The 26446-nt window shown below is 61.9% G+C and carries 23 protein-coding genes; 12 read left to right on the forward strand and 11 right to left on the reverse strand.

The features are described from left to right. Positions 1-89: 89 nt before the first annotated feature. Positions 90-1304: a hypothetical protein gene (locus OES25_01975; GenBank protein ID MDH3626409.1), complete on the forward strand. Its 1215-nt coding sequence runs from the start codon at positions 90-92 to the stop codon at positions 1302-1304. On the opposite strand, the gene OES25_01980 is transcribed toward OES25_01975, so the two are convergent. The 6 genes from OES25_01980 to lepA all read right to left on the reverse strand — a co-directional run bounded on the left by OES25_01980 (position 1249) and on the right by lepA (position 8739). Further along, positions 1249-3312 carry a UvrD-helicase domain-containing protein gene (locus tag OES25_01980; protein MDH3626410.1) on the reverse strand — a complete coding sequence of 688 codons (2064 nt, stop codon included), beginning with the start codon at positions 3310-3312 and terminating at the stop codon, positions 1249-1251. The two genes, OES25_01975 and OES25_01980, sit on opposite strands and share 56 nt — an antisense overlap. 89 nt (positions 3313-3401) lie before the next feature. Next, positions 3402-3851 carry a universal stress protein gene (locus tag OES25_01985; protein MDH3626411.1) on the reverse strand — a complete coding sequence of 150 codons (450 nt, stop codon included), beginning with the start codon at positions 3849-3851 and terminating at the stop codon, positions 3402-3404. A gap of 461 nt (positions 3852-4312) precedes the next feature. Next, positions 4313-4435 carry a hypothetical protein gene (locus tag OES25_01990; GenBank protein ID MDH3626412.1) on the reverse strand — a complete coding sequence of 41 codons (123 nt, stop codon included), beginning with the start codon at positions 4433-4435 and terminating at the stop codon, positions 4313-4315. A 3-nt stretch (positions 4436-4438) separates the two neighbouring features. Further along, a complete protein-coding gene (locus OES25_01995; GenBank protein ID MDH3626413.1) occupies positions 4439-5695 on the reverse strand; it encodes a DUF819 family protein in 1257 nt (418 codons plus the stop codon). 90 nt (positions 5696-5785) lie between these two features. Then, entirely contained in the window at positions 5786-6940 is a 1155-nt protein-coding gene (gene hemW, locus OES25_02000; protein ID MDH3626414.1) for a radical SAM family heme chaperone HemW, read from the reverse strand. Beyond that, positions 6937-8739 carry a translation elongation factor 4 gene (lepA, locus tag OES25_02005; protein MDH3626415.1) on the reverse strand — a complete coding sequence of 601 codons (1803 nt, stop codon included), beginning with the start codon at positions 8737-8739 and terminating at the stop codon, positions 6937-6939. The genes hemW and lepA overlap by 4 nt, the downstream gene beginning before the upstream one ends. 110 nt (positions 8740-8849) lie before the next feature. Here lepA and OES25_02010 point away from each other — a divergent pair, with 110 nt between their 5' ends. Continuing rightward, a complete protein-coding gene (locus OES25_02010) occupies positions 8850-12122 on the forward strand; it encodes a glycosyl hydrolase (protein MDH3626416.1) in 3273 nt (1090 codons plus the stop codon). 66 nt (positions 12123-12188) lie between these two features. Here OES25_02010 and OES25_02015 read toward each other — a convergent pair whose 3' ends face one another. From OES25_02015 to OES25_02025, 3 genes are all read right to left on the reverse strand, one after another. After that, positions 12189-13463 carry a tetratricopeptide repeat protein gene (locus OES25_02015; protein ID MDH3626417.1) on the reverse strand — a complete coding sequence of 425 codons (1275 nt, stop codon included), beginning with the start codon at positions 13461-13463 and terminating at the stop codon, positions 12189-12191. Beyond that, on the reverse strand, positions 13460-15229 hold the full coding sequence (locus tag OES25_02020; protein ID MDH3626418.1) for a CRTAC1 family protein: 1770 nt from the start codon (positions 15227-15229) through the stop codon (positions 13460-13462). Before OES25_02020 ends, OES25_02015 begins: the two co-directional genes overlap by 4 nt. 86 nt (positions 15230-15315) lie before the next feature. Continuing rightward, positions 15316-15729 carry a hypothetical protein gene (locus tag OES25_02025; GenBank protein MDH3626419.1) on the reverse strand — a complete coding sequence of 138 codons (414 nt, stop codon included), beginning with the start codon at positions 15727-15729 and terminating at the stop codon, positions 15316-15318. 132 nt (positions 15730-15861) lie between these two features. On the opposite strand from OES25_02025, the gene OES25_02030 reads away from it, so the two are divergent. From OES25_02030 to arsB, 9 genes are all read left to right on the forward strand, one after another. Continuing rightward, positions 15862-17508 (forward strand): hypothetical protein, encoded by a 1647-nt coding sequence (locus OES25_02030; protein MDH3626420.1) that lies wholly within the window; start codon positions 15862-15864, stop codon positions 17506-17508. Continuing rightward, a complete protein-coding gene (locus OES25_02035; GenBank protein ID MDH3626421.1) occupies positions 17505-19019 on the forward strand; it encodes a VCBS repeat-containing protein in 1515 nt (504 codons plus the stop codon). Before OES25_02030 ends, OES25_02035 begins: the two co-directional genes overlap by 4 nt. A 62-nt stretch (positions 19020-19081) precedes the next feature. Continuing rightward, positions 19082-19714: a DUF1326 domain-containing protein gene (locus tag OES25_02040; GenBank protein ID MDH3626422.1), complete on the forward strand. Its 633-nt coding sequence runs from the start codon at positions 19082-19084 to the stop codon at positions 19712-19714. A gap of 2 nt (positions 19715-19716) precedes the next feature. Further along, a complete protein-coding gene (locus tag OES25_02045; protein ID MDH3626423.1) occupies positions 19717-20508 on the forward strand; it encodes a DUF2182 domain-containing protein in 792 nt (263 codons plus the stop codon). 81 nt (positions 20509-20589) lie between these two features. Beyond that, positions 20590-21042 (forward strand): DUF4440 domain-containing protein, encoded by a 453-nt coding sequence (locus OES25_02050; protein ID MDH3626424.1) that lies wholly within the window; start codon positions 20590-20592, stop codon positions 21040-21042. Between the two features lie 7 nt (positions 21043-21049). Beyond that, on the forward strand, positions 21050-22198 hold the full coding sequence (gene rlmD, locus OES25_02055; protein ID MDH3626425.1) for a 23S rRNA (uracil(1939)-C(5))-methyltransferase RlmD: 1149 nt from the start codon (positions 21050-21052) through the stop codon (positions 22196-22198). Next, positions 22195-22878, forward strand: a complete 684-nt coding sequence (locus tag OES25_02060; protein MDH3626426.1) for a CPBP family intramembrane metalloprotease — start codon at positions 22195-22197, stop codon at positions 22876-22878. Before rlmD ends, OES25_02060 begins: the two co-directional genes overlap by 4 nt. A 70-nt stretch (positions 22879-22948) precedes the next feature. Next, on the forward strand, positions 22949-23560 hold the full coding sequence (locus OES25_02065; GenBank protein MDH3626427.1) for a DUF1579 domain-containing protein: 612 nt from the start codon (positions 22949-22951) through the stop codon (positions 23558-23560). Between the two features lie 6 nt (positions 23561-23566). Then, positions 23567-24631 carry an ACR3 family arsenite efflux transporter gene (arsB, locus tag OES25_02070; GenBank protein MDH3626428.1) on the forward strand — a complete coding sequence of 355 codons (1065 nt, stop codon included), beginning with the start codon at positions 23567-23569 and terminating at the stop codon, positions 24629-24631. Positions 24632-24677: 46 nt separating this feature from the next. Here the strand turns inward: arsB and OES25_02075 are convergent, their stop codons facing one another. Both OES25_02075 and OES25_02080 read right to left on the reverse strand, forming a co-directional pair. Further along, on the reverse strand, positions 24678-24947 hold the full coding sequence (locus tag OES25_02075; protein MDH3626429.1) for a type II toxin-antitoxin system RelE/ParE family toxin: 270 nt from the start codon (positions 24945-24947) through the stop codon (positions 24678-24680). Continuing rightward, positions 24934-25158: a hypothetical protein gene (locus OES25_02080; protein MDH3626430.1), complete on the reverse strand. Its 225-nt coding sequence runs from the start codon at positions 25156-25158 to the stop codon at positions 24934-24936. Before OES25_02080 ends, OES25_02075 begins: the two co-directional genes overlap by 14 nt. Before the next feature lie 365 nt (positions 25159-25523). Here OES25_02080 and OES25_02085 point away from each other — a divergent pair. Next, positions 25524-26446: VCBS repeat-containing protein (locus OES25_02085; protein MDH3626431.1), on the forward strand; the 923-nt coding region annotated here is incomplete at its 3' end.

A 26446-nucleotide genomic window follows, 5' to 3' on the forward strand; every position in this document is an offset into this window, starting at 1 on the left:
CTGGCCCCTGAATCTTACGCGATTCAAGCCCACATGGGCATCCCCACCGGGGCGTTGACGGCGGGCGGGTGGGGACACATATTCGCACCATGCCTAGACGTTTAGGGGAAAAACTGATCCAGGACGGCGTGTTGGATCGTCGTCAGGTGGATGAAGCGCTTCAGACCCAGCTGATGAGTGGCGGGACCATCGGGACCTGTCTTCTGGACCTGGGGTACGTGGACGAGGAGACGCTGACCGCTGCGTTGGCGGAAGAGTTCCGTGTGGCCGCCGCCCCCCTGAGCAAGATGCGGAAAATCGATGAGGAGACGGCGGCGCTGCTGACACCCGAGCAAGCCGCGAGACACCTTGCGATCCCCGTGGAAAGAGACGGCAACAAACTGCTGGTCGCCGGCGTCGCGCCGAAACGACTGGTCACACTCGGTCGCATCACCGGACTCGAGGTCGAGGTCTCGGTAGCCCCGGAGGTGAGAATCCTCGAGGCGCTCGAGACCTTCTACGGCATCAAGATGAGCCCACGCTTCGTACGAATCGCCAAGGATCTGGAGCGTCAACGTAAAGGGAAGCGCAAACCGGCGATGACGAAGTCTGCGGAGATGCCGGTACCCCATGTGGATCTCGCCAGTATCGACAACTCGAAGGAGTTCGGCTACGGCCGCGACTGGCGATGCATTGCGGCCGAACTGGGCGAGGAACTCGATCCCGTCGAATCCGTCGCCGATGCTGTGGACCCGCCGGAGTTCGTTCCGGAACGGCGGTCGCGGCTTGACCGACGAAAGAAGACGCCGCAGACCCTCGACGGGGTGTTCGATGCGATCTGCGCAGCGAATTATAAGGAAGAGATCTTCGAGGCCTTACTCGACTATTCTTCGCAGCGAATGGATCGATGCATGATCTTCGGCATTCGATCTCAGCTTGCACACGTGTGGGATTACCGCGGAAAAGAACTTGATAGAGAAAGAGTGGCGGCGCTTCGAATTCCCGTCGGTGGCGGTTCCATCTTCGGCAACCTGCTCGGACGCCCCGCCTATCGCGGAGCGGTCGATGGGGACGGCGGCAGTCGGCAGTTCTTCAAACTACTGCAGGTCGATCCTCCGAAAGAAGCCATCCTACGACCGGTCTACCTGATGGATCGACTCGTCGCGATCCTCTACGGCGATCGCGGCAAGAAGAAATTGAAAGACGACGACGAACGCACATTCGAGGTGCTGGCGGAGCGGCTCTCGATGGCGTTCAGTCTGCTGATCCTCAAGAACAAGATTCGCGCGACGCCTGCTCCCGTCGACTCTTCAGAAAGCTCTTGATCATCGACGACACCTCGCTGGCGCTGAAGTCTCTTTGGTCTTCACGCTCGTAGTCCTCGATCTGATCGTCGGGGAGATCGTCCAGGTATCGCGACGGAGTCACCTCCGCCGTCTTTCCACGTAGCGCCCTCGATCGTGGAGCGACGAGGTACAACCGATCCTGCGCCCGGGTCACGCCGACATAGAACAGCCGGCGCTCCTCCTCCAGATCGGCCGTGGTCGCCTCGTTGGCCCTCGGGTCCGTGGTCCGGCTGTGCGGTAGCTGTCCCTCGATACAACCAATCAAGAATACGACGCCGAATTCGAGCCCCTTCGCCGCGTGAAGCGTACATAACGTGACGCCGCGTGTGGGCTCCGCGTCGTTCGCCGTGTCGCCCTTCAGGGTCACCCGTTGCAGGAAGTCCTGGAGGGATCGAGTCGTTCGCGGCGTATCTCTCTCGTAGCGCTCGATCCAGTTGAGAAGCGCGAGGACGTTCTGGTATCTCGCCTCTCCGGAGTCGCCGCCCTCCGCAGAGTCATCCAGGGCGCGACGCAGCGCGATCTGTTCCAGAAGATCGCGCGCGGCGACATGCAGGGCTCCCGAAGACTTCATCGTCTCCCGTGCACGACGGAACAGACCTTCGAGGTTTGTAAGAGCGGCACGAGCGGCATCCGGCAGGTCGCCGATGTCACCGGGATCGGCACATGCGCCGGTAAACGGCATCCGCCGGGACTCCGCGTACGCTTCGAGACGCTGCACCGAACGGGTTCCGATCCCTCGCGAGGGGTAGTTCAGGATCCTGCGGAGTGAGATCTCGTCGTAGGGATTGACGACCACGCGGAGATAGGCTGCAAAGTCCTTCACTTCCTTACGATCGAGGAACTGCTGGCCACCGTAGACCTGATACGGAATCGCTCCCTCCGTCAACGCCTGCTCGATCAACCGCGCCTGACTATTGGATCGATAGAGCACCGCCATATTCTCAAGAGGGACGGCATCCTCGTCGTGTAACTGGCGAATCTCACGTGCGACGAATCGGGACTCGGCCGCCGGATCCTCGGTCATGCATCGTCTCACCCGATCGCCGTCCTGCCTGGCGGCGCGTAACTTCTTTTCGTGACGACGGGTGTTGGAATTCCCGATGACCGCGTTAGCGACCTCCAGGATGGACGCACTTGAACGGTAGTTGGTCTCCAGTTTGACCACTCGCGTACCCGGGAAGTGTTTCTCGAACTGCAGGATGTTGTCGACGTTGGCACCACGCCAGCTGTAGATCGATTGATCGTCATCGCCAACGACACAGACGTTCCGTCGCTCGTTGGCCAGCAGCTTGACGAGCTCGAGCTGCACTTCACTGGTGTCCTGGAACTCATCCACCAGCAGATGGTCGATGCGCTCCTGCCAACGGCGTCGCAGTTCGCCATCTTCCCGGAGCATCTGAACGGGACGACAGACGAGATCGTCGAAATCAAACGCACGCATCGCGGCCAGCCGTTCCTGGTACTCGGGATAGATCTGTCGAGCGGTGTCCTGGTAGGGCTCGTCGGTCTCCTCGATCGCATCGGGTCGAACGATGGCGCTCTTCCAGTTGGAGATCCGCGCCAGGATCGACATCGGGTCAAGGCGTCGGGCCGCCCCCCCGCGATAACGGGCGCGCAGGATCTCCTTCACCAGCCCCAGGGAGTCACCCTGGTCGAAGATCACGAATCGACTCCCGTAGCCGATACTTCTGCTCTCCTCCCGCAGTAACCCCAACCCGAACCGGTGAAACGTCGACATCCGGAGTTTTGCGGTCTGCCTGGAGCCGACCAGCGGTTTCATCCGCTCGGCCATCTCGTTGGCCGCCTTGTTGGTAAAGCTGACCGCCACGATGGCCTGCGGGCGAACGCCGCGCCGGATGAGTTCCGCGACGCGTCCCGTGATCACCCGGGTCTTTCCGCTACCGGCACCGGCCAGGATCAACATCGGACCGTCGCCGTGTTCGACGGCCTCCCGCTGCGCCGGGTTGAGTGTGTTCTGCGCTGCCATGGAGACCCTCGTGAGAGTCGGCATGGTACCGAGATCCCGTCGTCGTCGGGGAAGAAAAGCGATGGCCGACGATGCCAGGCCCCGTCCGGCTACTCGTGGCGAGGATCGGTCACGACCAGCACCGGGCACTTGGCCTGCCGAACAAGCCGTTCCGTGGTCGAGCCCAGGATCGCCCGGGAGATGAACCCACGGCCGTGGCTGGAAATCACGATCAGGTCGACCCCGTGACTCTCCGCCATCTCCCGAATTTCCACGCTGGGAATGCCCGGTCGGACGTCGAGTTCGACGGCGATCCCGTCGGCGCGAAGGGTGTTGGCGGTCTTCTCGAGGGTCTCCCGTGCGATGGCCGAATGACGCTCCATCAGAGCCGGGTAATCCCCGGGGAGTGTCCCCATGATCGGAGGCATGGTGTCCTGGACGACGTAGCCCAGGATCACGGCGGCATCGAACTGCCGGGCCATCATGGCGCCGAACTCCAGACCCTTCTGGGAAACATCCGAGAGGTCGGTGGGAATGAGGATCTTGTTGATCTGGCTCATGTTGCCTCCTTGGTGGGGTTGCACCTTTACTTTGGGATCTTGCTCTCGCGGCGTAAAGGCCGATTGGAGACATCAACGGTCCGTTGAAGATCCACGAAGTCTCCCGCCATTTTTTCGACGTGAAGGAACATCAGTCGATCGCCGGGGAAAACGACCGCAACCCCGCCATTCTGAAACGGGTCCCCCTTCACGCGGGTCTGCCGATGGCCGCTCCGCATGGCACGCAGGCCGTTGGCCCACAATCGGGGTCGCAGGAATCCAAGTCGACTGCGCCGGAAACCGAAGAGACGATAGACCCGCCGGGTCGGGTCGGTATAGACCGGGACGCGATGGTCATACTCGGCGGCGAACTCTGCGGCGTCGGCCGGCTCGCCGTTGCCGATCGTGTGGAAGGCCGCCCCCCCTTGCTCGATGGCCGACCGAACGGATTCGAAGCGAGCAACCTGCTCGCGGCAAAACAGTCAGCCGAAGTGTCTCAGGAAGACCAGGATCGCCGGGCGGTCAGCCCACAGACTGGCGAGGCGGATCTCTTTTCCTCCGGTATCCAGAATCGTCGCGGTCCGCAGTGCCGGGTCGAGTTCCATCGTCTACCCTCCGGCCGCCGCCTGCATGAGCATCCCACACAACCATGCGGCGCCTGTGCCGACTGTGTAGCCCAGAACCGCAAGCAACACGCCCACCGGTGCGAGCGCGGGGTGAAACGCGCTGGCAACGACCGGTGCGCTGGCTGCGCCTCCGACGTTCGCCTGGCTTCCGACAGCCATGAAGAATAGCGGCGCCTTTATCAGGTATGCCACGAGGATCATGGATGACGCATGAAACGCCATCCAGATAGCGCCCACCACGAACAACCCGGGGCTGTCTCTGAGAGCAACGACGTTCATCTCCATTCCGATACTGGCAACCAGGATATAGAGCATCGCAGAGCCGATCTTGGACGCTCCGACCCATTCGAGCTGTCGGGCTCGAGTAAACGAAAGCCCAACGCCAAAAACCGTCGCGCTCACTACAAGCCAGAAGAACCCGCTGGTAAGACTAAAGCGACTCAAGTTCGGATTCAGGCGATCGAACGCGGGGGCCACCACGTCGGCCACCACATGGGCTATCCCCGTCGCGCCAAACCCGACGGCGAGAATCAACATGATGTCCGGCAACGATGGAATCCGGGCATGCTTCGCTTCCATCGCGACGACCTTGTCCTTCAATTCATCGATCGCAGTCGCGTCGGCTCCGAGTCGTCTGTCGATTTCTTTTGCCCTACCGGCCAGAAACAGAAGCACCGCCATCCAGACGTTCGCCACCAGAATATCGATCGTAACCATCACCGAAAACATATCCTGACCGACTTCGAAGATCTCTCGCATTGCCGCCTGGTTGGCGCCGCCGCCGATCCAGCTGCCCGCCACAGTCGTCATGCCACGCCAGACCGCATCGGGACCGTTGCCGCCGACGAGTTCCGGCGCAAACATCGAGGTGATCAGGATGGCCAGTGGACCACCGATGACGATACCGACGGTTCCTGTGAAGAACATCGTCAATGCCTTGGGACCCAATCGCAGAATCGCCTTCAGGTCGATACTCAACGTCAACAGGACCAGCGTGGTTGGAAGCAAGTATCGCGATGAGACGAAGTACAGCTTCGAATGCTCGCCGTCGATGACGCCCAGGGAATTGAAGATCGAGGGAATGAAGTAACAGAGGAGAAGCGCGGGAACGTACTTGTAGAATTTCCGAAATCCCGCCCTTGGGCTGTGCGCACTCCAGAAGATCGCACCCAGGATCACGGCCAGCAGACCGAGGACCACCGCGTCGTTGGTAATCAGCGCGGTGTGTTCAACATCCATGGGTATCGTCCTCCGGATTTGAGGTGGATCCGTGACTGTGGGCGCCCGATACTACCCGCCGCACTCGGCACGGGGCAAGCGAAGTCGGGTTTATCCGGTCGGCGACGCGTAGCGGACACCCGCCGCGAGGGTATCTGCGATCGCCAGCCCCTCCAGCGTCGGTCGCCAGTGATCTCCAGAGACCGTCACCAATTGCTGTTGCTGCCAACCTTCGAGGAGCTCCTGGTTGCCCTGACCCAGATCGACACCGAAGCGGTCTCGGATCGCGCCGGCGTCGACCCCTTCCACGGTACGGAAGCCGATCATCAGTCGCTCGAGGATCTGCTGCTCGACCGTCAACGTCTCTTGCCCATCGACGGGCCGCTTGCCGGTGGCGATGACCGCTTGCCAGTCCTTCAGCTTGCGGTGATTCCACCAACGTCGCTCTCCAACGAACGAATGGGCCGATGGCCCGAGACCCAGGTAGCGGATCCCGCGCCAGTACTTGGTGTTGTGCCGAGAGTGATGCGGTTCCCCGCTTGCAAACTGCGATACCTCGTAGGGCTCCATCCCCGCCAAACTCATCGTTTGGTGGGTCGCCCGGAAGAACTCCCCCTGACTCGTCTCGGACAACGGGACCAACCGACCTCGTGCCGATAGCGCCCCGAAGCGAGTTCGCGGATGGATCGTCAGCTGGTACGCCGAGACGTGATCCGGTCTCAGGTCCAGGGCGTGACGCATCTCTCCACGCCAGCCGTCGAGAGTCTGGCCGGGCCGACCGTAGATCAGGTCGATCGATAGGGTCGGAAATGCGGCGTCCCTGGCGTGGGTCACGGCGTTCTTGAGTTGTTCGACAGTGTGGACCCGCCCCAACATCTGAAGACCCTCGTCGGCCAACGACTGGACTCCCAGGCTGAGGGTCGCCACACCCAGATCACGCCACTGCCGTGCGGATTCCGCCGTGACGTCCTCCGGGTTGGCCTCGAGGAACACGCGGGTGTCCTCTGCAAACGTGAACGATGCGCGCAGGGCATCGACGATCGTGGCCAGCTGCGATGGCGTCAGGGACGATGGCGTTCCACCGCCGAAATAGATCGTATCGAGGGTCTCGAACTCGCCGGCCCAGAGATCGATCTCCGCAAGCAACGATCGAACGTAGCCCTGTTTCTCGTCGGTGTCGCCCTTACGTACGGCGAAGTCGCAATACGGACAGATGCGGGCACAGAACGGAACATGGATGTAGAGACCACCGGGCGGTGGGTTCAAGATTTGCTACTGTCCGTCTTGAGAACGGCGACGAAGGCGGACTGCGGGATATCGACAGAGCCGACGGTCTTCATCCGCTCCTTACCCTTCTTCTGTTTTTCCAGGAGTTTTCGCTTACGCGTGATATCGCCTCCGTAACACTTGGCGGTGACATCCTTTCGCAGAGCCGCGATGTTGGATCTGGCGATCACCGATCCGCCGATCGCCCCCTGAATGGCGATCTTGAACTGCTGTTTGGGTATCTCTTCCGCAAGTCGATCACAGTAATGAAGCGCACGGGTCCGCGCGCGATCACGATGGACGAGTTGCGCCAGAGCATCGACCGGCTCGCCGTTGACGAGGATATCGACCTTCGCCAGGATCGTCGGTCGGTAATCCAACAGTTCATAGTCGAAGCTGCCGTAGCCCTGGGTGATCGACTTCAACTTGTCGTAGAAGTCGTACAGCACCTCGGACAGCGGCAGCTCCGCCGTCAACTCCACGCGACCGGCGGACAGATAGTTGAATTTGATCTCTACACCGCGGCGCTCGCGGCAGAGCTCCATCACCGTGCCGATGTATCGCTCGGGGATCATGACCGAGCCCTTGATGTAGGGTTCGTCCGCCCCCTCGATGGTACTTGGATCCGGGTAATAACTTGGATTATCGACGTTGACCGTCTCGCCCTTGTTCAGGTGCACCCGATACTTCACGGACGGAGCCGAGAGCAAGAGCGAGAGGTCGTACTCTCGTGAAAGACGCTCCTGAATCACTTCCAGATGGAGGAGACCGAGGAAGCCACAGCGGTAGCCGAAGCCGAGAGCCGCCGACGAATCCTTCTCGTAGGTCAAGGCCGCATCGTTGAGGGCCAACTTGTCGAGCGCCTTGGTCAACTCCTGATAATCGTCGGTCGACATCGGATAGATGGATGAGAAGACGACCGGCTTCGCCTCCTTGTACCCGGGAAGCGGTTCGGAGGCCGGCCGTTCCGCGACTGTGAGCGTGTCGCCGATGGTCACATCGCGCACCGTCTTGATACCGGCCAGGATATAGCCGACCTCGCCGGCTTTCAGCTCTTTCGTCTTCGTGCGGTTCAGCCGCAGATGTCCAACTTCCTCGATGTTGTACTGCTTGCCACTGTGCATCAGCAAGACGCTGTCACCGGCCTTCAGCAGTCCTTCGTGCACACGCATGATGAGGACGACTCCCCGGTAGGCGTCGTACTGCGCATCGAAGACCATCGCCCGCGTGGGTGCATCGACATTCATCTCGGGACCGGGAAGCTTGTTGACCACCGCCTCGACCACATCCTCGATACCGGTGCCGTCCTTGGCGGAACAGAGCACCGCCTCGAACGGGTCCAACCCCAACTCCGCGTCGATCTCTTCTCGGGCCCGTTCGGGATCCGCCGCCGGCAGATCGATCTTGTTGATGACGGGCACCATCTCGAGGTCGAACTCCAGGGCCAGATAAAGATTGGCCACCGTCTGCGCCTCGACACCCTGAGAGGCATCAATAATGATCAGGGCGCCGTCGCACGACATCAACGACCGCCGAACCTCGTGCGAGAAGTCGACATGCCCCGGAGTGTCAATCAGATTCAGGAGGTACTGCTCTCCGTCCTTGGCGGTGTAGTCCAACGTGACGGTGTTGCTCTTGATCGTGATGCCGCGTTCACGCTCGAGATCCATCGAATCGAGGATCTGATCGCGAAACTTGCGGTCCTCCACACCTCCACAGAACTGGATGATGCGATCCGCCAGCGTCGACTTGCCGTGGTCGATGTGGGCGATGATGCAGAAGTTACGGATGTTGACCATGAGGCCGGGGATTGTACACAGAGACGGTGGATTGCGCCCAGATTGGGCGGCGATGACCGGCCCCTCGGACTAGAATGCGGACCGCACCCCACGCACCGGAAGGAGATCCGATGAAACGCCTGTTACCGCTGGCTCCCATTTTCCTGCTGCTGGTCATGGCCGTGACCGTTACCGCGGCGCTGCCCCCCGAGGCCTTCGAGGGTCTGGCATTCCGCAGCATTGGACCCGCCCTGGCGTCAGGCCGCGTGACGGATCTGGTCGTCGACCCCACCGACAACAGTCGCTGGATCGTCGGTGTCGCTGCGGGAGGTGTTTGGATTACGGAGAATGCCGGCACGACATGGACACCGGTCTTCGATGGGCAGTCCTCGTTTTCCGTCGGCTGCGTCAGCCTCGACCCCAATGATCCGCATACGATCTGGGTCGGCACCGGCGAGAACAACAGCCAACGCAGCGTCGCCTACGGGGACGGGGTCTACCGCTCGAGCGATGGCGGCAAGAGCTGGAACAACGTCGGTCTCGCAGACTCCGAACACATCGGCAAGATCGTCATCGACCCACGGGACTCGGAGACCGTCTTCGTCGCGGCCCAGGGGCCGTTGTGGCGCTCGGGAGGCGATCGCGGTCTCTACAAGACGACGGACGGCGGTGCCAACTGGCGCGCCGTGCTGGAGATCGACGAGCACACCGGTGTCAACGACGTGGTCATCGATCCCCGAAACCCGGACCACATGTTGGCCAGTTCGTATCAGCGAAGACGACGAACCTGGACGTTGATCAACGGCGGACCGGGATCGGGACTCTGGCGCTCGACCGACGCCGGCGAGACCTGGAATCGAATCGAGACCGGGCTCCCGTCCAGGGAGATGGGCCGGATCGGCCTCGCCGTTGCCCCGTCAAACCCCGATGTCGTCTACGCCATCGCCGAGGCCCAGGGAGACGCCGGCGGTGTCTTCCGGTCGACGAACTTCGGTGTCACCTGGGAGAAGCGCGGCGGGTACATGAGCGGAAGCCCGCAGTATTACAACGAGCTGATCGTCGACCCGTCGGATCCGTCCATGGTTTACTCGATGGACACCTGGATGCAGATCAGTGAGGACGGTGGCAAGAATTTTCGTGCGGTGGGTGAGAAGTGGAAACACGTCGACAACCACGCGCTGTGGATCGACCCCCAAGACACACGCCACATGATCGCGGGCTGCGACGGCGGCGTCTACGAGACTTTCGATCGCGGCGCGACCTGGGGCTTCTTCGACAACCTGCCGATCACCCAGTTCTACAAGGTGACGGTCGACAACGATTCGCCGTTCTACAACATCTACGGCGGCACGCAGGACAACGCGACCCTCGGAGGACCCTCGCGAACTGCCAACCTGGGCGGCATCTCCAATCGCGAATGGTTCGTGACCGTGATGGGCGACGGCTTCGAGACTCAGGTCGACCCCACCGACGCCGACGTCCTCTACTCGCAGTGGCAGAACGGCGGACTGATCCGTTATGACCGTAGAAGTGGCGAGGCGACGGGCATCCAACCCCAGACCGAGGAAGGCGAACCGGGATCACGCTGGAACTGGTCCTCTCCCCTGCTCATCAGCCCGCACGATCACAAGCGTCTGTACTACGCGTCGCAGCGGATCTACCGTTCGGACGACCGTGGCGACAACTGGCGTCCGGTCAGCCCGGATCTGACCCGTCAGACCGATCGCAATTCCCTCGAGGTGATGGGAAAGGTGTGGAGCGTCGATGCGGTCGCCAAAAATGCTTCGACCTCGTACTACGGGAACATCGTCTCTCTGGACGAGTCGCCGCTTGTCGAAGGGCTCCTCTACGCGGGAACCGACGACGGTTTGATTCAGATCAGCGACGATGCGGGCAGCCAGTGGAAGAAGGTTGCGACGATCCGTGGCGTCCCGGATTCCAGCTATGTCACATCGCTCACGGCGTCGTTGCATGACGAACGCACGGTGTACGCCACCCTGGACAATCACAAGTCCGGCGACTTCCGCCCCTACGTCATCGTCAGCCATGACCGCGGCAAGTCGTGGTCGTCGATCGCAGCCAACCTGCCCGAGCGTGGCCACGCCCACATGATCGTTCAGGATCACGTCGACTCGAAGCTACTGTTCGTCGGTACGGAGTTCGGCGTGTTCTTCACGGCCGACGCCGGCGGAACGTGGACTCAACTTAAAGGTGGAGTCCCGACGATCGCCGTCCGAGATCTGGCGATCCAACGCCGCGAGAGCGACCTCGTGCTCGGGACGTTCGGGCGCGGGTTCTACGTCCTGGATGATTACAGCGCTCTGCGTGGGATCGACGAGGCGACCCTGGAGAAAGAGGCCGTCTTGTTCCCGACGCGCGACGCCGCCGCCTATATCGAGACGATGCCGTTGGGTCTTCCCGGCCGCTCGATGCAGGGAGACAGTTTCTACATCGCGCCCAATCCGCCATTCGGTGCCATCTTCACTTACCGTCTCAAGGAGACCCTCCGGTCACGCAAGGAATTCCGGCAACACTCTGAGAAAGAGAAGGGCGATGCGGGCGAAGCCATCGGCTATCCGGACTGGGATGCGCTACGGGCCGAGGATCGAGAAGAAGCGCCGACGATCCTGCTAACCGTGCGTGACGAGGCCGGCAACGTCGTGCGTCGCCTGCGTGGACCGGTGGGCGAGGGCATCCATCGGGTGGCCTGGGATCTTCGATACCCGGCGTCAAGCCCCACGCGTCTTGAACCGTGGCCCGACGACAATGCGTTCTTCACGCCACCCAGTGGGCCGCTTGCGGCACCGGGCGACTATACGGTCACGTTATCCAAACGTGTCGACGATGTTCAGGTCGATCTGGGACCGACGGGGCAGTTCGCCGTCATCCCGTTCCACCTCGGATCGCTGAAACCGGCGGATCGGAAGACGACCCTGGCATTCCAGGCACAGGTCGCGTCGCTCCAGCGTGCCGTCCTGGGTGCGCAGCGGGTCGCCGGCGAAGCCGCCCAACGCGTGAAGTACCTACTGGCAGCGATCGACGACACTCCGGGCACGGACAACGGACTGGCCGAGGAGGTACGTGTTCTCAGGACGCGACTCGCCGATCTTCGTCTTGCACTCGAAGGCGACGCCACGATCCGTCGGCGCAACGAGCCGACACCCACGACGTGGGTCGGTCGAGTCTCCGACATCGTCGAAGGTAGCTGGACTTCAACCTCGGCACCGACGGGAACCCATCGAGAGAACTTCCGGATCGCGGCTAAGGGGTTTGCCGGCTGGCTGCCCGGATTCACCGACCTGATCGAGAACGATCTAACCGATCTGGAACGACGGGCCGAGGCAGCCGGTGCGCCGTGGACGCCGGGGCGTGTGCCGAGGTGGACGACGGACCCGACTCACTGATCGCCGGTCAGGGGGCCCACTCGGGCACGGGCCACCCATTCGCGAATTGCCCAACGGCGTCGATGGCTACGGGCGGCGATCCGGGTTGGACGACAGTTCAGGGGAGTTTTTGGCGGTTGCGAACAGTTTCTCCGCCTCGTCAATTTGGCCGGCCGCCTCCAGGGTCGAGGCACAGCGACGGAGAAACTCACGCTCGATGGGACCGCGCTCGATCGCCTTGCGTGTGTGGGCGATCGCCGCGTCGTGATCTCCGCCGACCAACGCTCTGGCCGCCCGTGCCAGATCGACCCGCCCACTGCTGGACTTTGCGATCGGTCGCAATGCCCGTTCGCCGAGCTCGACGTTGCCCGCACGGAACGCGGCTTCCGCAATTCCCGAGGCGACCCGGGTGTTCGCCAGTCCCAGCTGTTGCGCTCGCTGGAACCAACCCAAGGCCTCGCTGTAACCGCCTCGGGTCAATTCGACTTCGGCCAAAAGCATCGGCAGACCGGCGTCGCGTGAAGTGGCGACGCGGGCGGTCAGTCGTTTGATACCCCGCTCGTAGGACTCGTAGTCTTTCAATCTTTTGGCAATCGTCAGATGACGGCGCCCTTCCTCTCGTCGATCCGTCCGCATCAACAACCGCGCCAGTTCTTGATGGGCTTCGCGTTGTTTAGGGTCGAGCTCGATGGCCCGTCGCAGGAACGGTTCGGCCTTGGTGATGTCGGCGTCGCGAGTCAGTAATCGACCGCGAATCATCTGGAGACGCGCCGACTTGGGATGGTGCCGCAACGCAACCTCAGCGGTGCGATTTGCGGCCGCGTAGTCTCCGGTGATCCGTTGCACGTCGGCCAACTCTGCCGCCGTATCCTGAGACGTCGGGTCCAACGTGAACGCACGCTCGAAAGTTGTCCGCGCCTCGGGGAACTTACCCTGGATGACGCGAATCATTCCAAGCCGGTGGAACGACGGCGCGTGACGGGGGTCCGCCGTGGTTGCCCGTGTGAACGATTCGACGGCGTCCTCGAAGCGACTGATGTGAAACTCGTTGAACCCCTTGTAGTACCAGGGCCAGGTCATCTTCGGGTTCTTTGACGCGAGTTCCCCGAACAACCGAATCGCCGCATCATCCTGAGCGAGTTGGGTGCTGAGTTTGCTAACCCAGATGTACGGATCCTCCCGGCGAGGCGCGGCCTGTAGCGCGATTTTCGCCTGCACCAGCGCGTCCGGATAGCGTCCCCCACCGTAGAGCGAGTGGAACTTCGTGGCCGCCTCTCGGTAGATTTCGTCGGGCGTCTCCGCCCAGATCGTTCCGGTCAGCGCGAGGGCAACGGCAAGCACGATTGTGCCACGACGTATCACGATGCACCTTCGCTCAGCGTCAATGTCTGGTCGACGGCGACCGCCTCATGGGTATCCACATGCCCCGACGGCCAGTGGACCGTCAGTCGCTCGACGGAAGTCACATCCCCCACACCGACATGGATGACCGCCTCGCTTCCGGAGAGATAGGATCCGAACGGGTTCATCTCGCGGACCCACCGTCGCCCACCGGACTCGAGTTCTACGCGAGCCCCGATTCCGGCGCGATTGGCGTCGCCCCCCTGCAATCGGATGCGCAGCCAATGTCCGGCCTGATTTCCACCCTCGTTGATCAGCAGTGTCGGCATGTCGTCGATGTTCGTGACGACCATATCGAGATCGCCGTCCTCGTCGATGTCCGCCACGGCGATCCCACGACTCCCCATGACGAGCGCCATCCCGTCGCCGGCTTGACCCGCGATCTCGTCGAACGCGCCGTCACCCCGATTGCGATAGAGCATATTCTGTTGATGGTAGGTCGTACCGACCTGCGGCAGGTCATCGATCGCAGGGTAGGTATGACCGGCCGCGATCACGAGATCCAGCGCGCCGTCGTTGTCATAGTCGAACCACTTCGCGCCCCAGGCGAGTTTGGCGAAACTGTCGCTAAAGCCGGCTTCGAACGTCGTGTCAAGAAATAGAAGATCGCCAAGGTTCTGATAGAGCGTGTTGAAGTCGTGAGAGAAGTTGGTGACGACCAGATCGAACACGCCGTCGCCATCGTAGTCCGCCGCGTCGACACCCATGCCCGCCTGTTCGGCGGCACTCTCGTTGGTGGCGACACCCGACTCGAACGCGGCATCACGGAACCGAAGGCCCTCGGCCGTCGAATCATTGACCCAGAGACCGTTAGCGACAGAATCGTTGGCAACGTAGACGTCGAGATCGCCGTCGAGATCCACGTCGCTGAATACGATGCCAAGCCCGAAGTAGGCTTCGTCAACGTCGACGCCGGCCTGACGGGAGACTTCGGTGAACGTCCCATCCCCGTTGTTAACGTAGACCTCGTCCCGTTGCGCTTCGTAGCCGCTGGGGCCCATGAAGACCTCGATCCCCCGCCAAATCATCGATTGCCCGTCGGCGGGCGGGTTGGCCATGTCGTAGACGCAATAGCTGGCGACCCATAGATCGAGGTCACCATCTCCGTCGAGATCGCCGAATGCGGCGCTGGCGCTCAGATTCTGGGCGGCTCCTATCCCGGATGCCACGCTGACGTCGGTGAAGGTCCCGTCTCCGTCGTTCCGGTAGAGGACGTTGGCTCCCCAGTTGGAAAGGAACAGGTCTTCGTCATCGTCGCCGTCGTAGTCGACGAAGTAGGTGCCAAGGGTCCAGGCGTGAAGATCGACACCGGCGGCGGCTCCGACCTCCTCGAACGATCCGTCTCCCTTGTTCCGGAACAGACCGTTGGCCAGTGGGCGTTTGCCGGCGAGCCAGTCCACACGAGGCTGTCCGGTTCCCAGGTAGATATCCAGATCGCCGTCACGATCGTAATCCGCGATGGCGACTCCGCTGCCGAGGGTCTCCGGCAGATGCCCCTTGTCTTTGTCGCCTGCGACTTGTGTGAACGTGAGCCCCGAGTCCCGGGCGCGGTCGACCAGAGAGACGTCGGGTATCGACATCTGGGGTCGGCCGGGTCTGGCCTTGGCGTCGGGCGCGTCGTTCAAGTCAGCCGGCGCCGGCTCCGAACAACCCGCCGCGATGACGACGAGGGCTCCAAGAGCGACGGCGGTGACGAAAGGACGGCGTCGGGTATCGATATTTGACATGACAATAAATGATGAGGCCCCCCGAAGGAGGGCCTCATTATCTTATACGACGAAGCACTTACCGCGACGAGCGGGAAGTGTGTGTCTTACTCGCTGGCCTTGGCCGAGAGGGTCAACGTGCCGGCGTCCTTGACCTCGCCGTCATCGACAAACCCGTGGGTCCCCGAGAAGGTACCGTCGGTGAACGCGCCGCTGAACTTGAAGTTCATGTCGCCGTCACCATCGCTGACGATATCGCCGCTGAGCTCGCCGTCGAGACTGCCGGCGCAACTTCCGGTGTAGATGTGGGGACCATCGTCCCAGTCAAAGTAGAACGAGATATCCCAGGCACCCTCACCGGTCGGCGAGAGAACGGCCTTCAGGTCACCCTCGTGGTTTCCATCGTCACGGGCCCAGACAAATGCACCCTCAAGGGTGACGTCGTCATCGCCGGAGAAACCCGGGGTGAATGCCAGCGCGAGAATACCCAACAAGGCCAGAAAGCGAACCGCGTGCTTCATTTCGATTCCTCCGGAGAATTCTAGGTCTAGAGATCATCTCACCTGGCTTCCGATCTCGCAAACCGGCGGTTGGCGGAGATGGGTCTAGACCGTGGTAGGGTCTTACCCGGCGGGGGCCAGGAGAGCGAATCGATGCGTCTAACGGCGATTATGCTGGCGTTGGCATGCCTTCCGGGTAACGCGGTCGTGGCGAAAGAGACGCTGACCCTACGTCACACCGTCCTCGACCTGCCCGGCGCCCCTGCGAAGATCCTACCGGCGGACCTGAACGACGATGGTCGTCAGGACCTGGTGGTTGTGGTCGCCTACATCGAGGTTGGACAGGTCAGCGAGGATCGCATCGAAGATCTGATCTCGGTCACCACGATCATCCCCGCCGTCTTCGATCGGCGGGAAGTGCATGTCTACCTCGCGGACACGGACGGCAGTTACTCGTCGGCGGCGGTCCTCCAATTGCCTTCCGACGCGCTCCACATGGAAGCGGGACCGCCGGGGCTTCCCATCGTGGTCTTGACGGATGCGGGGTTGTCCTCTCTACAGTTGGAGACGGCGGGCGACTCGTCCGCACTCTCGTTGGTGCCGGTCCTCGTCGAAACACCGGTCCTGGCAAACACCGGCGACTTTCATGCGGACCTGCAATTGGTGTTTGAACTGAACGGCGACGAGTTTCCCGATCTACTCTTTCCCACCGCCCGCGGCCCCGTCATCTTTCTTGGGAACGGTCACGGTCTCGACACAGACGCCGCGGATCGCGTCGATCTGGGTCTCGCAGAGAGACACACGATGCGTCACACCTCGCTGCGATACCCGACGGTGGATGTCCGGCACGTCAACGGCGATCGTTTCCCGGATCTTGTGCTGCCGTCCCTCGAGGGCTCTCCGGCGACCCAACATGTCTGGCTCGGTTCGCAGGAGGGCTCCTTTCGTCCGATCCGGGTCGATGCCTCCGATTGCCACGATCGTCTGACCGACATCCGTCTCGATGCGGTCGAGACGGACGCAAGCCCGTGGCCGGTCAACCTCGTTGCGCTGGAGGACCTGGACGGCGACGGTCGAGCGGAGGCGATCCTCTCGGACTTGAAGGACCGTGGTGACGGAATGCGTAGTGAGATGAAGGACGCCAAACGACCCTTGCAGACGTATCGGTTCCATCGTCTGACCGATGACTTGAAGATTGCCGCGGAACCGTACTTCGAGACCGAGGTCATGGGTCACACGGCGTCCGGCGATGCTTCGTTCGAGGTCTCGCGAGCGGGAGCCAATCTCTTTGAGGATCTCGATGGAGACGGTCGCAAGGATCTCGTCACGTTGACCCTGGACTTCTCCCTACTTCAGGTTCTCAAGGTGATGGTCGCGAAGCGCATCAGCATCGGTCTGGATTTTCATGTCTATGCGCAGGATGAATCCGGTCAGTTCAAAGCCGTGCCGGGTCTCGACCTCTCCGAGAAGTTGAAGCTCAATCTCAACAATCTCGTCATCGGTCGTTTCGCCCAGTTTGCGGGAGACTTCGACGGGGACGGTCGACAGGACTTCGCTCACTTCGGTCGAGGCAAGACGCTGACGCTGCATCGCGGTCAACCCGGCTGCGTCTACCCGACCCGTCCCGATCTGACGATCCTCCTTGAGGATGAACCGGCCAGTCTCGATCTCGTTCGTGTGGAGGATCTCGACGGCGACGGCCGCTCCGACATCCGGGTGACTCGTCCCGGCGTCGTGACCGATCCCGATGCCAGCGCCCCCGTTCGAGTGGACCTCTATCTCAGCGGAGATAAGCCATGAGAGTTGCCGGGTTCCTACTCATGCTTGTCGTTGCGGTCGTCGGGATCCATGCCGACGAACCGACGGTCACGGCCACCCCGGGCGTCTCCCACGTCGTTGTGGAGGCCAGGGTCCCCGGCGTCATCATCCACCACGTCGTCGAGCGCCGACACGCCGAACACGAGCTGTTGCTCTTCGTCGGCCCGGCGATCGAGCCCATACTCGAAGAAGGATCGCCGATCCCACCCTGCGCGGACCCTGAGACGACGGACACGCGGTCGCTCTACCGATTCAGCCCGTCAGGCGACGGTCGGATCGAGAAACTCTACGATGACATCCCCTCGACGGTTCGACGTATCGACACCTACGATCTCGACGGGGACGGCGTCGACGAGATCCTCTACCTGACCGACGATCGAACCCTCGTTCGCGGTGCCATGGGGCTGGGTCCCCTACCCAGCGTCGACACAACCCTTCGCCGCGCGAGAGTCTTCGAGGCGACCCTCGGCACCGCCGAGCCCGACGACCGCCCCCTGGTGGCCGTCGAACTGGGTCAGCTGGAGATCTATGAACGCCAGGACGGTGCCGTGTTGCGCAGCGCCGAGGTTCCGCTCCCCATCAAGTCCCATCGACTGCCGGATGGTTGGGTTCTCTCCAGTCCACACCCCCGACTTCTCGAACGTCGAGAGGATGGTGCATTGCTGTTTGCCGCCACTCCGGAAGTTCACGGCAAGACACGCGTCCAGGCCCAGCTTCTTCAGGTCGCCGCCGATGGAACGTCCAGCGTCCTGGACTCCTGGAGTCGGCTGCCCGCGCCGGAGGAGGTGATGGGGCAGTCGTACCTGATGATCGACGAGCAACCGCACATGCTTATCTCGACACGTTCCGCTGAGAAGCTAAGCATGTTCGGTGAGAAGAGTCTGCGGCTGTTCCCCGTGAAACACGATCGCAGCCGCCTCGGTCGCCCTCCTCTGTTTGCCGTCGAGTCACGCATGAACCTCTGGCAACCGGGCGAGCCGACGATGGTCGATGTCAACGGAGATGGCAGGGAGGATCTTGTCATCGGCTACTGGAAGGGCTTGCGCAAGAGTCGCCTGGTACTGGATGCGTACTTGCGGAATTCCGGCGGGGGCTTCTCCATCGCACCCAGGACGACGACGTTGGATCCCAAAGACGGAGATCGGAGTTTCGTGCAGTACGGGCACGATCTGACCGGGGATGACCTCGCCGATCTCGTTGTGCGAACCGAGGAACACCTCCTGGTCTACGTCGGGCGTTCATCCAAGAGCGGAAAAAACGTGGTCGAGCCGACGCCGATCGAGATCCCCTGGCAGTACGGTCGACCCGACGAGCCGTTCGAAGTCATCATCACCGGCAACGGCGTCGATTCCCTCGACAGGAACGTTTCGACGACGCGACCGGACGTTGTGGCGCTCGATGACGCGCGCCCCGCCCAGATCCTCGCTGTTTTTTTCGGAAAAGAAGATCTGGCGGGATGGGCCAGGGTGGTGCGTCTCCAGGTTAATAACTAGGCTGACGCGGTCCGGTGGTACGCGTATAGTTTGAGCTTGGAACCGGTCAAGAGGAGAGAACGATGTCCGACAAATGGATGATCAACGGCATGGAGTTCGGCAACTGCAACTGCGCCCAGGGATGTCCGTGCCAGTTCAGTGCGCCTACGACCCACGGCTTCTGTGAGGCCGTTATCGGTGGCCACGTTATCGACGGGTATTTCAATGACATCTCCCTCGACGGGCTGGACTGGATTCTCCTCGTCCAGTGGCCAGGTGAGATCGCGGCGGGGAACGGCAAACAGCAGGCCATCATCGAAGAGCGTGCCACGCCGGAACAACGTGAGGCGCTCCGCAAGATTGTCCACGGCGAATCGACCGCTCCCGGGGCCACCCATTTCTTCGTCTACAACAGCACCATGTCCGAGGTTCTCGATCCGTTGTACGCGCCGATCGATCTATCCATCGATGTCGACGCGCGCCAGGGTCATATCTCGGTCGCGGGTCTGGTAGAGGCGAAGGGAGTCCCGATGACAAACCCGTTCTCCGGTGAACCGTCCCGGGCGCGGATTCATCTTCCGGAAGGGTTTGAATACACCTACGCGGAGGTGGGTAGCGCCAGTTGCAAGGTGACGGCGGGCATCAATTTGGATCTGAACGACAGCTACGCCCAGTTCAATCTTCTACACATGAATCAGGACGGCGTGATCCGTTAGGGATGTCCGAAGCGACGAACCGCATTCTGATCCGGTCGCTTCCCCTGCGCGACCGTGTCGTCATCCTCTCGGCGCTCGCCGCGACCACGATTCTTGCGTGGGCCTACCTCGTCGACATGGCGAACGACATGGACCGCATGATGGCCATGGGCCACATGATGGAGCTCAAGCCGTGGACCGCCGCTCAGTTCGGCTACATGCTGCTGATGTGGGTCATCATGATGATCGGGATGATGGTCCCCACGGCAGTTCCGATGTCGCTGATCTATGCGGCCATTGCACGAAAAGCTGCACGTCAGGGAACGACGTTGGCGCCGACCGCGTTCTTCGTTACAGGCTACGTCGTGATCTGGAGCCTGTTCAGTGTCGGCGCGACGTTGGCGCAGTGGGGGCTGGAGCGTGCGGCGCTTCTCTCCCCGATGATGGTGCTCTCCAGTCCCGGGATCGGCGCGAGTCTCCTGATCGTCGCCGGTCTCTATCAGATGACTCCGCTCAAGGATGCGTGTCTGAGACACTGCCGTTCTCCGGCCCACTTCATCTCGCAGAGTTGGAAGCCGGGCAAGATCGGCGCGTTGCGGATGGGAATGGAGCACGGAGCGTTCTGCCTGGGTTGCTGCTGGATTCTGATGGCCTTGCTGTTCTTCGGTGGCGTCATGAGTTTGCTGTGGATCGCCGGGATCACGCTGTTCGTTCTGCTGGAAAAGGTGCTGCCGTTTGGACTTTTGGGCGGCAAGATCGCCGGTGGGGCCATCGCCCTCATCGGACTGGTCTATCTGGTGCTGTGGCTGATATAGGTAATCGCCCACTTGGTGCTCTCCTCCTGGTAGTGGGATAATCGGCGGATCTCACCCCGCACGGGGAACAGGAGGGGAAACATGAAGATCGTAAAGGGAATCATGCTGCTCGTGGCGATGACCGCTCTGGTCACGACGCCCGTCGTCGCCGGGGATGCTTCGGACAACGCGGGTCGAATCAAAGTCTGGACGAAAGCGTTCAACAGTGGCGACGTCTCCGCGATCGCCGCCGGGTACACCGAAGACGCGGTGCGAATGCCGTACCAGATGCCCGCCGTCACCGGTCGGGACGCGATCGTCGAAAACATCGAGGCCGCCCGTGCGGCCGGCGCTGCAAGCGCCAAGATCACTCTCGACGAGGGCGAATCCAGCGGTGACCATGCCTGGGGTCGTGGCCGCTACGAGTTGATGGACGGTGACGGCAACGTCATCCAGACCGGCAAGTGGCTGAACGTCTCAAAGAAGGTCAAGGGCCAGTGGCTGATTCACCGTGACATCTGGAACACCGACAAGCCAGAGGTGGAACAGGAGTAGATCGAGTATGGTGGGCTCCGTCATGGAGCCCACCCACTCGACAATCACCTGCCCCCACGGTCGCGAGTGCGGCGCCTGCACGCTCCTGGGTGTCGACTACTCCAACCAGCTGACGCAAAAACGCGGCGTCCTCAAGAAGGCGATCGGAAAGCTAGATTCGCTGCGCGATGTGAGCACGCTACCTTGCCTGCCTTCGCCCCTGATCGACCGCTACCGGAACCGGGCCAAGATGGCGGTCGGCATGTCACAACGGGGTGGCAATCGGCTCGGCTACTTCCGCTCCCAGACCCGCGAGATCGTCGACGCACCGGACTGTCGCGTGCTGGTCCCGGAGCTGCTGGAGACGACCCGACGCATTCGTAAGTTTCTGGCGATCGCGCGCGGCGTCCCACGCTCGCTTCGTCACATCGACGTGCGTTGTGGAACGGACCCCGGGCGTCAACATCTGACTCTCGTCTTTCGCACGAAGGAGCTGCCCAACTTTCCGCTGGACGGACTGCGGAAACAATGCCCTTCCATCGACGGCATCTCGGTCAACCTCAATCCCAGCAAGGGGCCGCAGGTGATCCGCGGTTCCGTGAAACCGCTGTGGGGCGAGCGTGAGATCTGGGTCGATCACGCAGACCTGCGACTGCGTGTCTCCCCTGCCGCGTTCTTCCAGGTCAACCTGGCGCTGTTGCCCGAGATCCATCGTCTGATGGAGACGTTCTTCGGCGGCGGGAAGATGTTGGCGGATCTGTACTCCGGCGTCGGGACCCACGGTCTCGCACTTCGCAAAGGGTTTGAAGAAGTCTTCTTCGCCGAAGGCAACCGTAGCGCCATCGCGGATCTCAAGGCGACGATGCGTGCGCGGAAGCTCGGCGACTATCGTGTCTCGGCGGTATCGGTGGAGCGGGGGTTGGCGAAGTTGAAGGACGCGGCTCCCGATGCCGTCGTGTTGAACCCCTCCCGGGCCGGCGCCGAGGAATCGGTGTTGGAGACGATCGCGCGCTGCCCGACCAAGAAGATCGCGTACCTATCGTGTGACCCCGATACGCTCTGTCGAGATCTGGAGATCCTGCGTCGGAAGAAGTTCACGATCCAGTCGGTGCAACCGATTGACATGATGCCGCAGACGCGGCAGGTCGAGGCGTTGGCGTTGCTCACGCGGGCATGATGTCGTCGAACAAACCCAGCAGCTATCTGCTCGATCTTGTGCTGTACATCTCGGTGATGTTCCTGGTGCGGGAGATCTACTTCGAATCCGCGCACTTCCTTGCCAACGGGTTGTTCTGGTCCTTTACCACGCTCGTGCTGGCAACGTGGCGCATGAGAGTTCGCGGCGTACGCTGGCGAGATCTGGGTCTATGCAACCCGAAGAGCTGGGTGAAGTGCCTGTTGGTCTCCGGCCTGATCCTGGGCGCCACGATCGCGTCGATCATCGTTTTTGAAATCCTCAAGGATCAACTTCCCTTCGCCGTTGCACCGGACACGTCGACGGAGAGCGCGGTCTCACGGTTCGGAAATCTGAAAGACAACTGGCCGTTGTTCTTTATGATCATCCCGTTCGTGTGGCTGGAGTCCATGCTGGAAGAACTGCTGGATCGCGGCTTCCTGATGAACTGGTTCGAGCGCCTGTTTTCCAGAACACCGATCGCCGCCATTCTTGCGGTACTGGCTCAGGCGGCGCTCTTCGGTTTTCGCCATTTTCCCTCCCACGGTTGGTCCGGGGCGATCACGGTCAGCCTGATCGGCCTGATCATGGGCGCGGCCTACATGCTTTCGGGCCGCAACCTGTGGCCGTTGATCATTGCGCATGCGGTGTTGAACACGATCTCGATGGTCGGGCGAGTGTGAGCGACGGCGGATGATTTTGTATACTGCCGGTTCGCTCAGATTCCGTAACCCCCACCTGGAGGATTCCCCGATGAAACCGTTATTGATCGCCCTTGCAGCCGTAGCCCTTTGTTTCGGGGCCGCCGTCGCGGACCACCATGAAGGGGCCCAGAGCCACGAAGGCCACGCCCATGCCGAGGCTGCCGAAGCCGCCGAGACTGCTGAGGCCGCCGCACCCCCGATGGGCCCCCCGGCGGAGATGAAAGAACTCGAGATCATGAACGGCACCTACACCGTCAAGTTCTTCTACAAGGAGAACCCCATGGGTCCGGACTGGACCGAGACCGAGGCCACCGCAGTGATGAGTCCAACCGTCGGCGGCGGTGCCCAGCAGATGCTGTTCGAGGGCAACATGATGGGCATGGATTTCACCGGGATGGGCCTCACCAGCTTCGACCGCGAGACCAAGAAGTGGCAGATGATCTGGGTCGACAGCATGGGCGCCAGGATTTCGAACTACACCGGCGACTTCAAGGACGGCAGCCTGGTGGTGTCAGGCAAGGACCTGCAGGGGGGCATGACCATTCACTCCCGGCTGTCCACCTACAACATCACCGAGAAAGGTTTCGACTGGAAGTACGAGATGTCCCTGGACGGCACGACCTACCTGGACGCGGCGAAGGCGACCTACACGAAGCAGTAGGAAACGATGAAGAGCACAATCGTCAAGGGACTCTCGTTCCTTGACCGTTACCTGACCGTCTGGATCTTCATGGCCATGGCCATCGGTGTCGGCCTGGGCTCGCTCGCGCCTCAGGTCTCGTCGTTCATCGACGGTTTACAGGTCGGCACGACCAACATCCCGATCGCCATCGGGCTGATCCTGATGATGTACCCGCCGCTGGCCAAGGTGAAGTACGAGGAACTGGGCGACGTCTTCCGCAACCGCAGGGTGCTCGGCCTGTCGCTGGTCCAGAACTGGGTCATCGGTCCGACGCTGATGTTCGCGCTGGCGATCGTATTCCTGCGCGGTTACCCGGAGTACATGACGGGGCTGATCCTGATCGGCCTTGCACGCTGCATTGCGATGGTCATCGTCTGGAACGACCTCGCCGAGGGCGACACCGAGTACGCGGCCGGCCTGGTCGCGTTCAACAGCATCTTCCAGGTGCTGTTCTTCAGCCTGTATGCCTGGTTCTTCATCACGTTCCTGCCACCGCTGTTCGGCCTGGAGGGCAGCCTGGTTCCGGTGAGCATGGGGCAGATCGCCGAAAGCGTGTTCATCTATCTCGGCATTCCGTTCCTGGCGGGCATGCTCACGCGCTTCGTGTTGGTGAAGCTGCGTGGCAAGGACTGGTACCACAGGGTGTTCATCCCGCGAATCAGCCCGATCACGCTGATCGCCCTGTTATTCACGATCCTGGTGATGTTCAGCTTCAAGGGCGAACGCATCGTTGCCATCCCGCTGGACGTGCTGCGCATCGCCGTCCCGCTGGTCATCTACTTCGTGGTGATGTTCCTGGTCAGCTTCTGGCTCGGTCGTAAGATCGGCGCCGACTACGCGAAGACGACGACCCTGTCGTTCACCGCGGCCAGCAACAACTTCGAGCTGGCGATCGCCGTGGCCGTCGCCGTCTTCGGCATCGGATCCGGTGTCGCGTTCGCGGCGGTGATCGGTCCGCTGGTCGAGGTCCCGGTGCTGCTTGGGCTGGTGAGCGTCGCGTTGTACTTTCGGCGGCGTTACTTCCGGGGGGCCAGAGCGGCGGACTCATAACCCGTGGGTCCCAGACCGGGGAACCGTCATTCGGGGTTCGCTGTCCTTACCGAAGCGAACGGTAGATCTCCCGTCGATGCCCGATCTTCAGGATGATGATCAGGAGTCGTCGTCCAACGACACGGTAGATGATTCGGTGCGTTCCGACACGGATGCGGAACACGTCGTCATACCCACGAACCTTGCGTGAGCCCGGTGGGCGTGGCTCCTTCGCCAGGGGCCGGATCGCACGCAACACGCGGATCCGATCGTCCTGGGCCAGCTTGCGGATCTGCTTTTCCGCCGTGGCGGAAACTTCGATCTTAAAGTTTGCCATCGAGTTTGAGATCTTTGAGGATTTCGGACAACGGGCGCGTGGGCTCGCACAAGAGGACCTTGAGATCCTCGACATCTTCAAGTTCTTCGAGTTTGTCGAGCAGCGCCTCTTCGATGAACCGGTTCATCTTTAGCCCGCGGGCCTCGCAGATTTTCTCGACGGCTTTCTTTACGTTTTCGTCGATCCGGGTTGCCAGTTGAATCTGGGGCATGATGATCTCCTAAGAGATAGCATAAGCTATCTTTTGCTAGCTGGCAAGGAGGGGGCCGGACATGGCCGCCGGGAACCGGGCCGCATCGGGTGACGATCGTGACGGCTCGGTAAGATTATGGAGAATCAGGACGATTACGGTCTCTTGCTTCGACGCCGCTCCCCTGCGGGCTTGTGTAAGCATGACTCACTTACCTGGCGTTCAGGCCCGGTCGCTTGCGACCGGATCTGCAACTGGCCGGACCTCTGCTCCTCGTGAGTTGGGCGGCGACTTGGTCGACCGCGAGACGAAGAGGCAGGTCCTTCATCCGGGGCTAATTGCCGGGCCGCCTTTCGCGCCTCGCTTGAAGTTAGGAGGCGGTCCCGATGTTTCTAATCTCCAGAACTCTCACTGCATACCCCTCACTCCGAGCGGTTCAACCGATCGTCCTTTGCGCGCTGCTGCTGTTGCCGGCGTTCGCCCAGAGCCGGGAGGCCTGCGTGCTCTTTCCGGGAGGACGCTATCCCACGGGAGACCGGTCGTGGGCGGTCGCGGTCGGTGACCTCAACGGCGACGGCATCCAGGACCTCGTGGTGGCGAACTGGACGTCGGACGACCTCTCGGTGCTGCTGGGCGTGGGCAACGGCAGCTTCGCCCCGGAGCAACGGGTCAGCGTTGGGGAGTTGCCGGAGTCGGTCGTCATCGGTGACTTCGACGGCGACGGCGTGGCGGACCTCGTCACGCCGAATCGGGGCCCCGACGACGTCTCGGTGCTGCTGGGACTTGGCGACGGCAGTTTCGCCCCGGAGCAGCGCTTCGACGTTGGGCTCAACCCGACCTCGGTCGCGGTAGGTGACTTCAATGGCGACGGCGTACAGGATCTCGTCGTGGCCAACAGCAGCACGGACGACCTCTCGGTGCTGCTGGGTCTGGGCGACGGAAGCTTCGCTCCGGAGCAACGCTTCGCTGCCGGCGACCCACGTTCGGTGGCGGTCGGCGACTTCGACGGCGACGGCGCACAGGACCTCGCGGTGACCAACGCCAACTCGGACGACGTTTCGGTGCTGCTGGGCCTGGGCGACGGAAGTTTCGCGCCGGAACAACGCTTCGGCGCAGGGAATTACCCACGCTCGGTCGCGGTGGGTGACTTCGACGACGACGGCACGCAAGACCTGGCCGTCGCAAACTGGCAGTCCGATGGCGTCTCGGTGTTGATGGGGCTGGGGGACGGCAACTTCGCCCCGGAGCAGCGCTTCGATGCAGGACGCAAGCCTGTCTGGGTGGCGGTGGGTGACTTCAACAATGATGG

This window comes from Acidobacteriota bacterium, assembly GCA_029861955.1.
Taxonomy (GTDB): domain Bacteria; phylum Acidobacteriota; class Polarisedimenticolia; order Polarisedimenticolales; family Polarisedimenticolaceae; genus JAOTYK01.

Coding starts and splice junctions, on each gene's coding strand:
- OES25_01975 (MDH3626409.1), top strand. CDS start 90: ATGCCTAGACGTTTAGGGGAAAAACTGATCCAGGACGGCGTGTTGGAT.
- OES25_01980 (MDH3626410.1), bottom strand. CDS start 3,312: ATGGCAGCGCAGAACACACTCAACCCGGCGCAGCGGGAGGCCGTCGAA.
- OES25_01985 (MDH3626411.1), bottom strand. CDS start 3,851: ATGAGCCAGATCAACAAGATCCTCATTCCCACCGACCTCTCGGATGTT.
- OES25_01990 (MDH3626412.1), bottom strand. CDS start 4,435: ATGGAACTCGACCCGGCACTGCGGACCGCGACGATTCTGGATACCGGA.
- OES25_01995 (MDH3626413.1), bottom strand. CDS start 5,695: ATGGATGTTGAACACACCGCGCTGATTACCAACGACGCGGTGGTCCTC.
- lepA (MDH3626415.1), bottom strand. CDS start 8,739: ATGGTCAACATCCGTAACTTCTGCATCATCGCCCACATCGACCACGGC.
- OES25_02010 (MDH3626416.1), top strand. CDS start 8,850: ATGAAACGCCTGTTACCGCTGGCTCCCATTTTCCTGCTGCTGGTCATG.
- OES25_02020 (MDH3626418.1), bottom strand. CDS start 15,229: ATGTCAAATATCGATACCCGACGCCGTCCTTTCGTCACCGCCGTCGCT.
- OES25_02025 (MDH3626419.1), bottom strand. CDS start 15,729: ATGAAGCACGCGGTTCGCTTTCTGGCCTTGTTGGGTATTCTCGCGCTG.
- OES25_02030 (MDH3626420.1), top strand. CDS start 15,862: ATGCGTCTAACGGCGATTATGCTGGCGTTGGCATGCCTTCCGGGTAAC.
- OES25_02035 (MDH3626421.1), top strand. CDS start 17,505: ATGAGAGTTGCCGGGTTCCTACTCATGCTTGTCGTTGCGGTCGTCGGG.
- OES25_02040 (MDH3626422.1), top strand. CDS start 19,082: ATGTCCGACAAATGGATGATCAACGGCATGGAGTTCGGCAACTGCAAC.
- OES25_02045 (MDH3626423.1), top strand. CDS start 19,717: ATGTCCGAAGCGACGAACCGCATTCTGATCCGGTCGCTTCCCCTGCGC.
- OES25_02050 (MDH3626424.1), top strand. CDS start 20,590: ATGAAGATCGTAAAGGGAATCATGCTGCTCGTGGCGATGACCGCTCTG.
- rlmD (MDH3626425.1), top strand. CDS start 21,050: ATGGTGGGCTCCGTCATGGAGCCCACCCACTCGACAATCACCTGCCCC.
- OES25_02060 (MDH3626426.1), top strand. CDS start 22,195: ATGATGTCGTCGAACAAACCCAGCAGCTATCTGCTCGATCTTGTGCTG.
- OES25_02065 (MDH3626427.1), top strand. CDS start 22,949: ATGAAACCGTTATTGATCGCCCTTGCAGCCGTAGCCCTTTGTTTCGGG.
- arsB (MDH3626428.1), top strand. CDS start 23,567: ATGAAGAGCACAATCGTCAAGGGACTCTCGTTCCTTGACCGTTACCTG.
- OES25_02075 (MDH3626429.1), bottom strand. CDS start 24,947: ATGGCAAACTTTAAGATCGAAGTTTCCGCCACGGCGGAAAAGCAGATC.
- OES25_02080 (MDH3626430.1), bottom strand. CDS start 25,158: ATGCCCCAGATTCAACTGGCAACCCGGATCGACGAAAACGTAAAGAAA.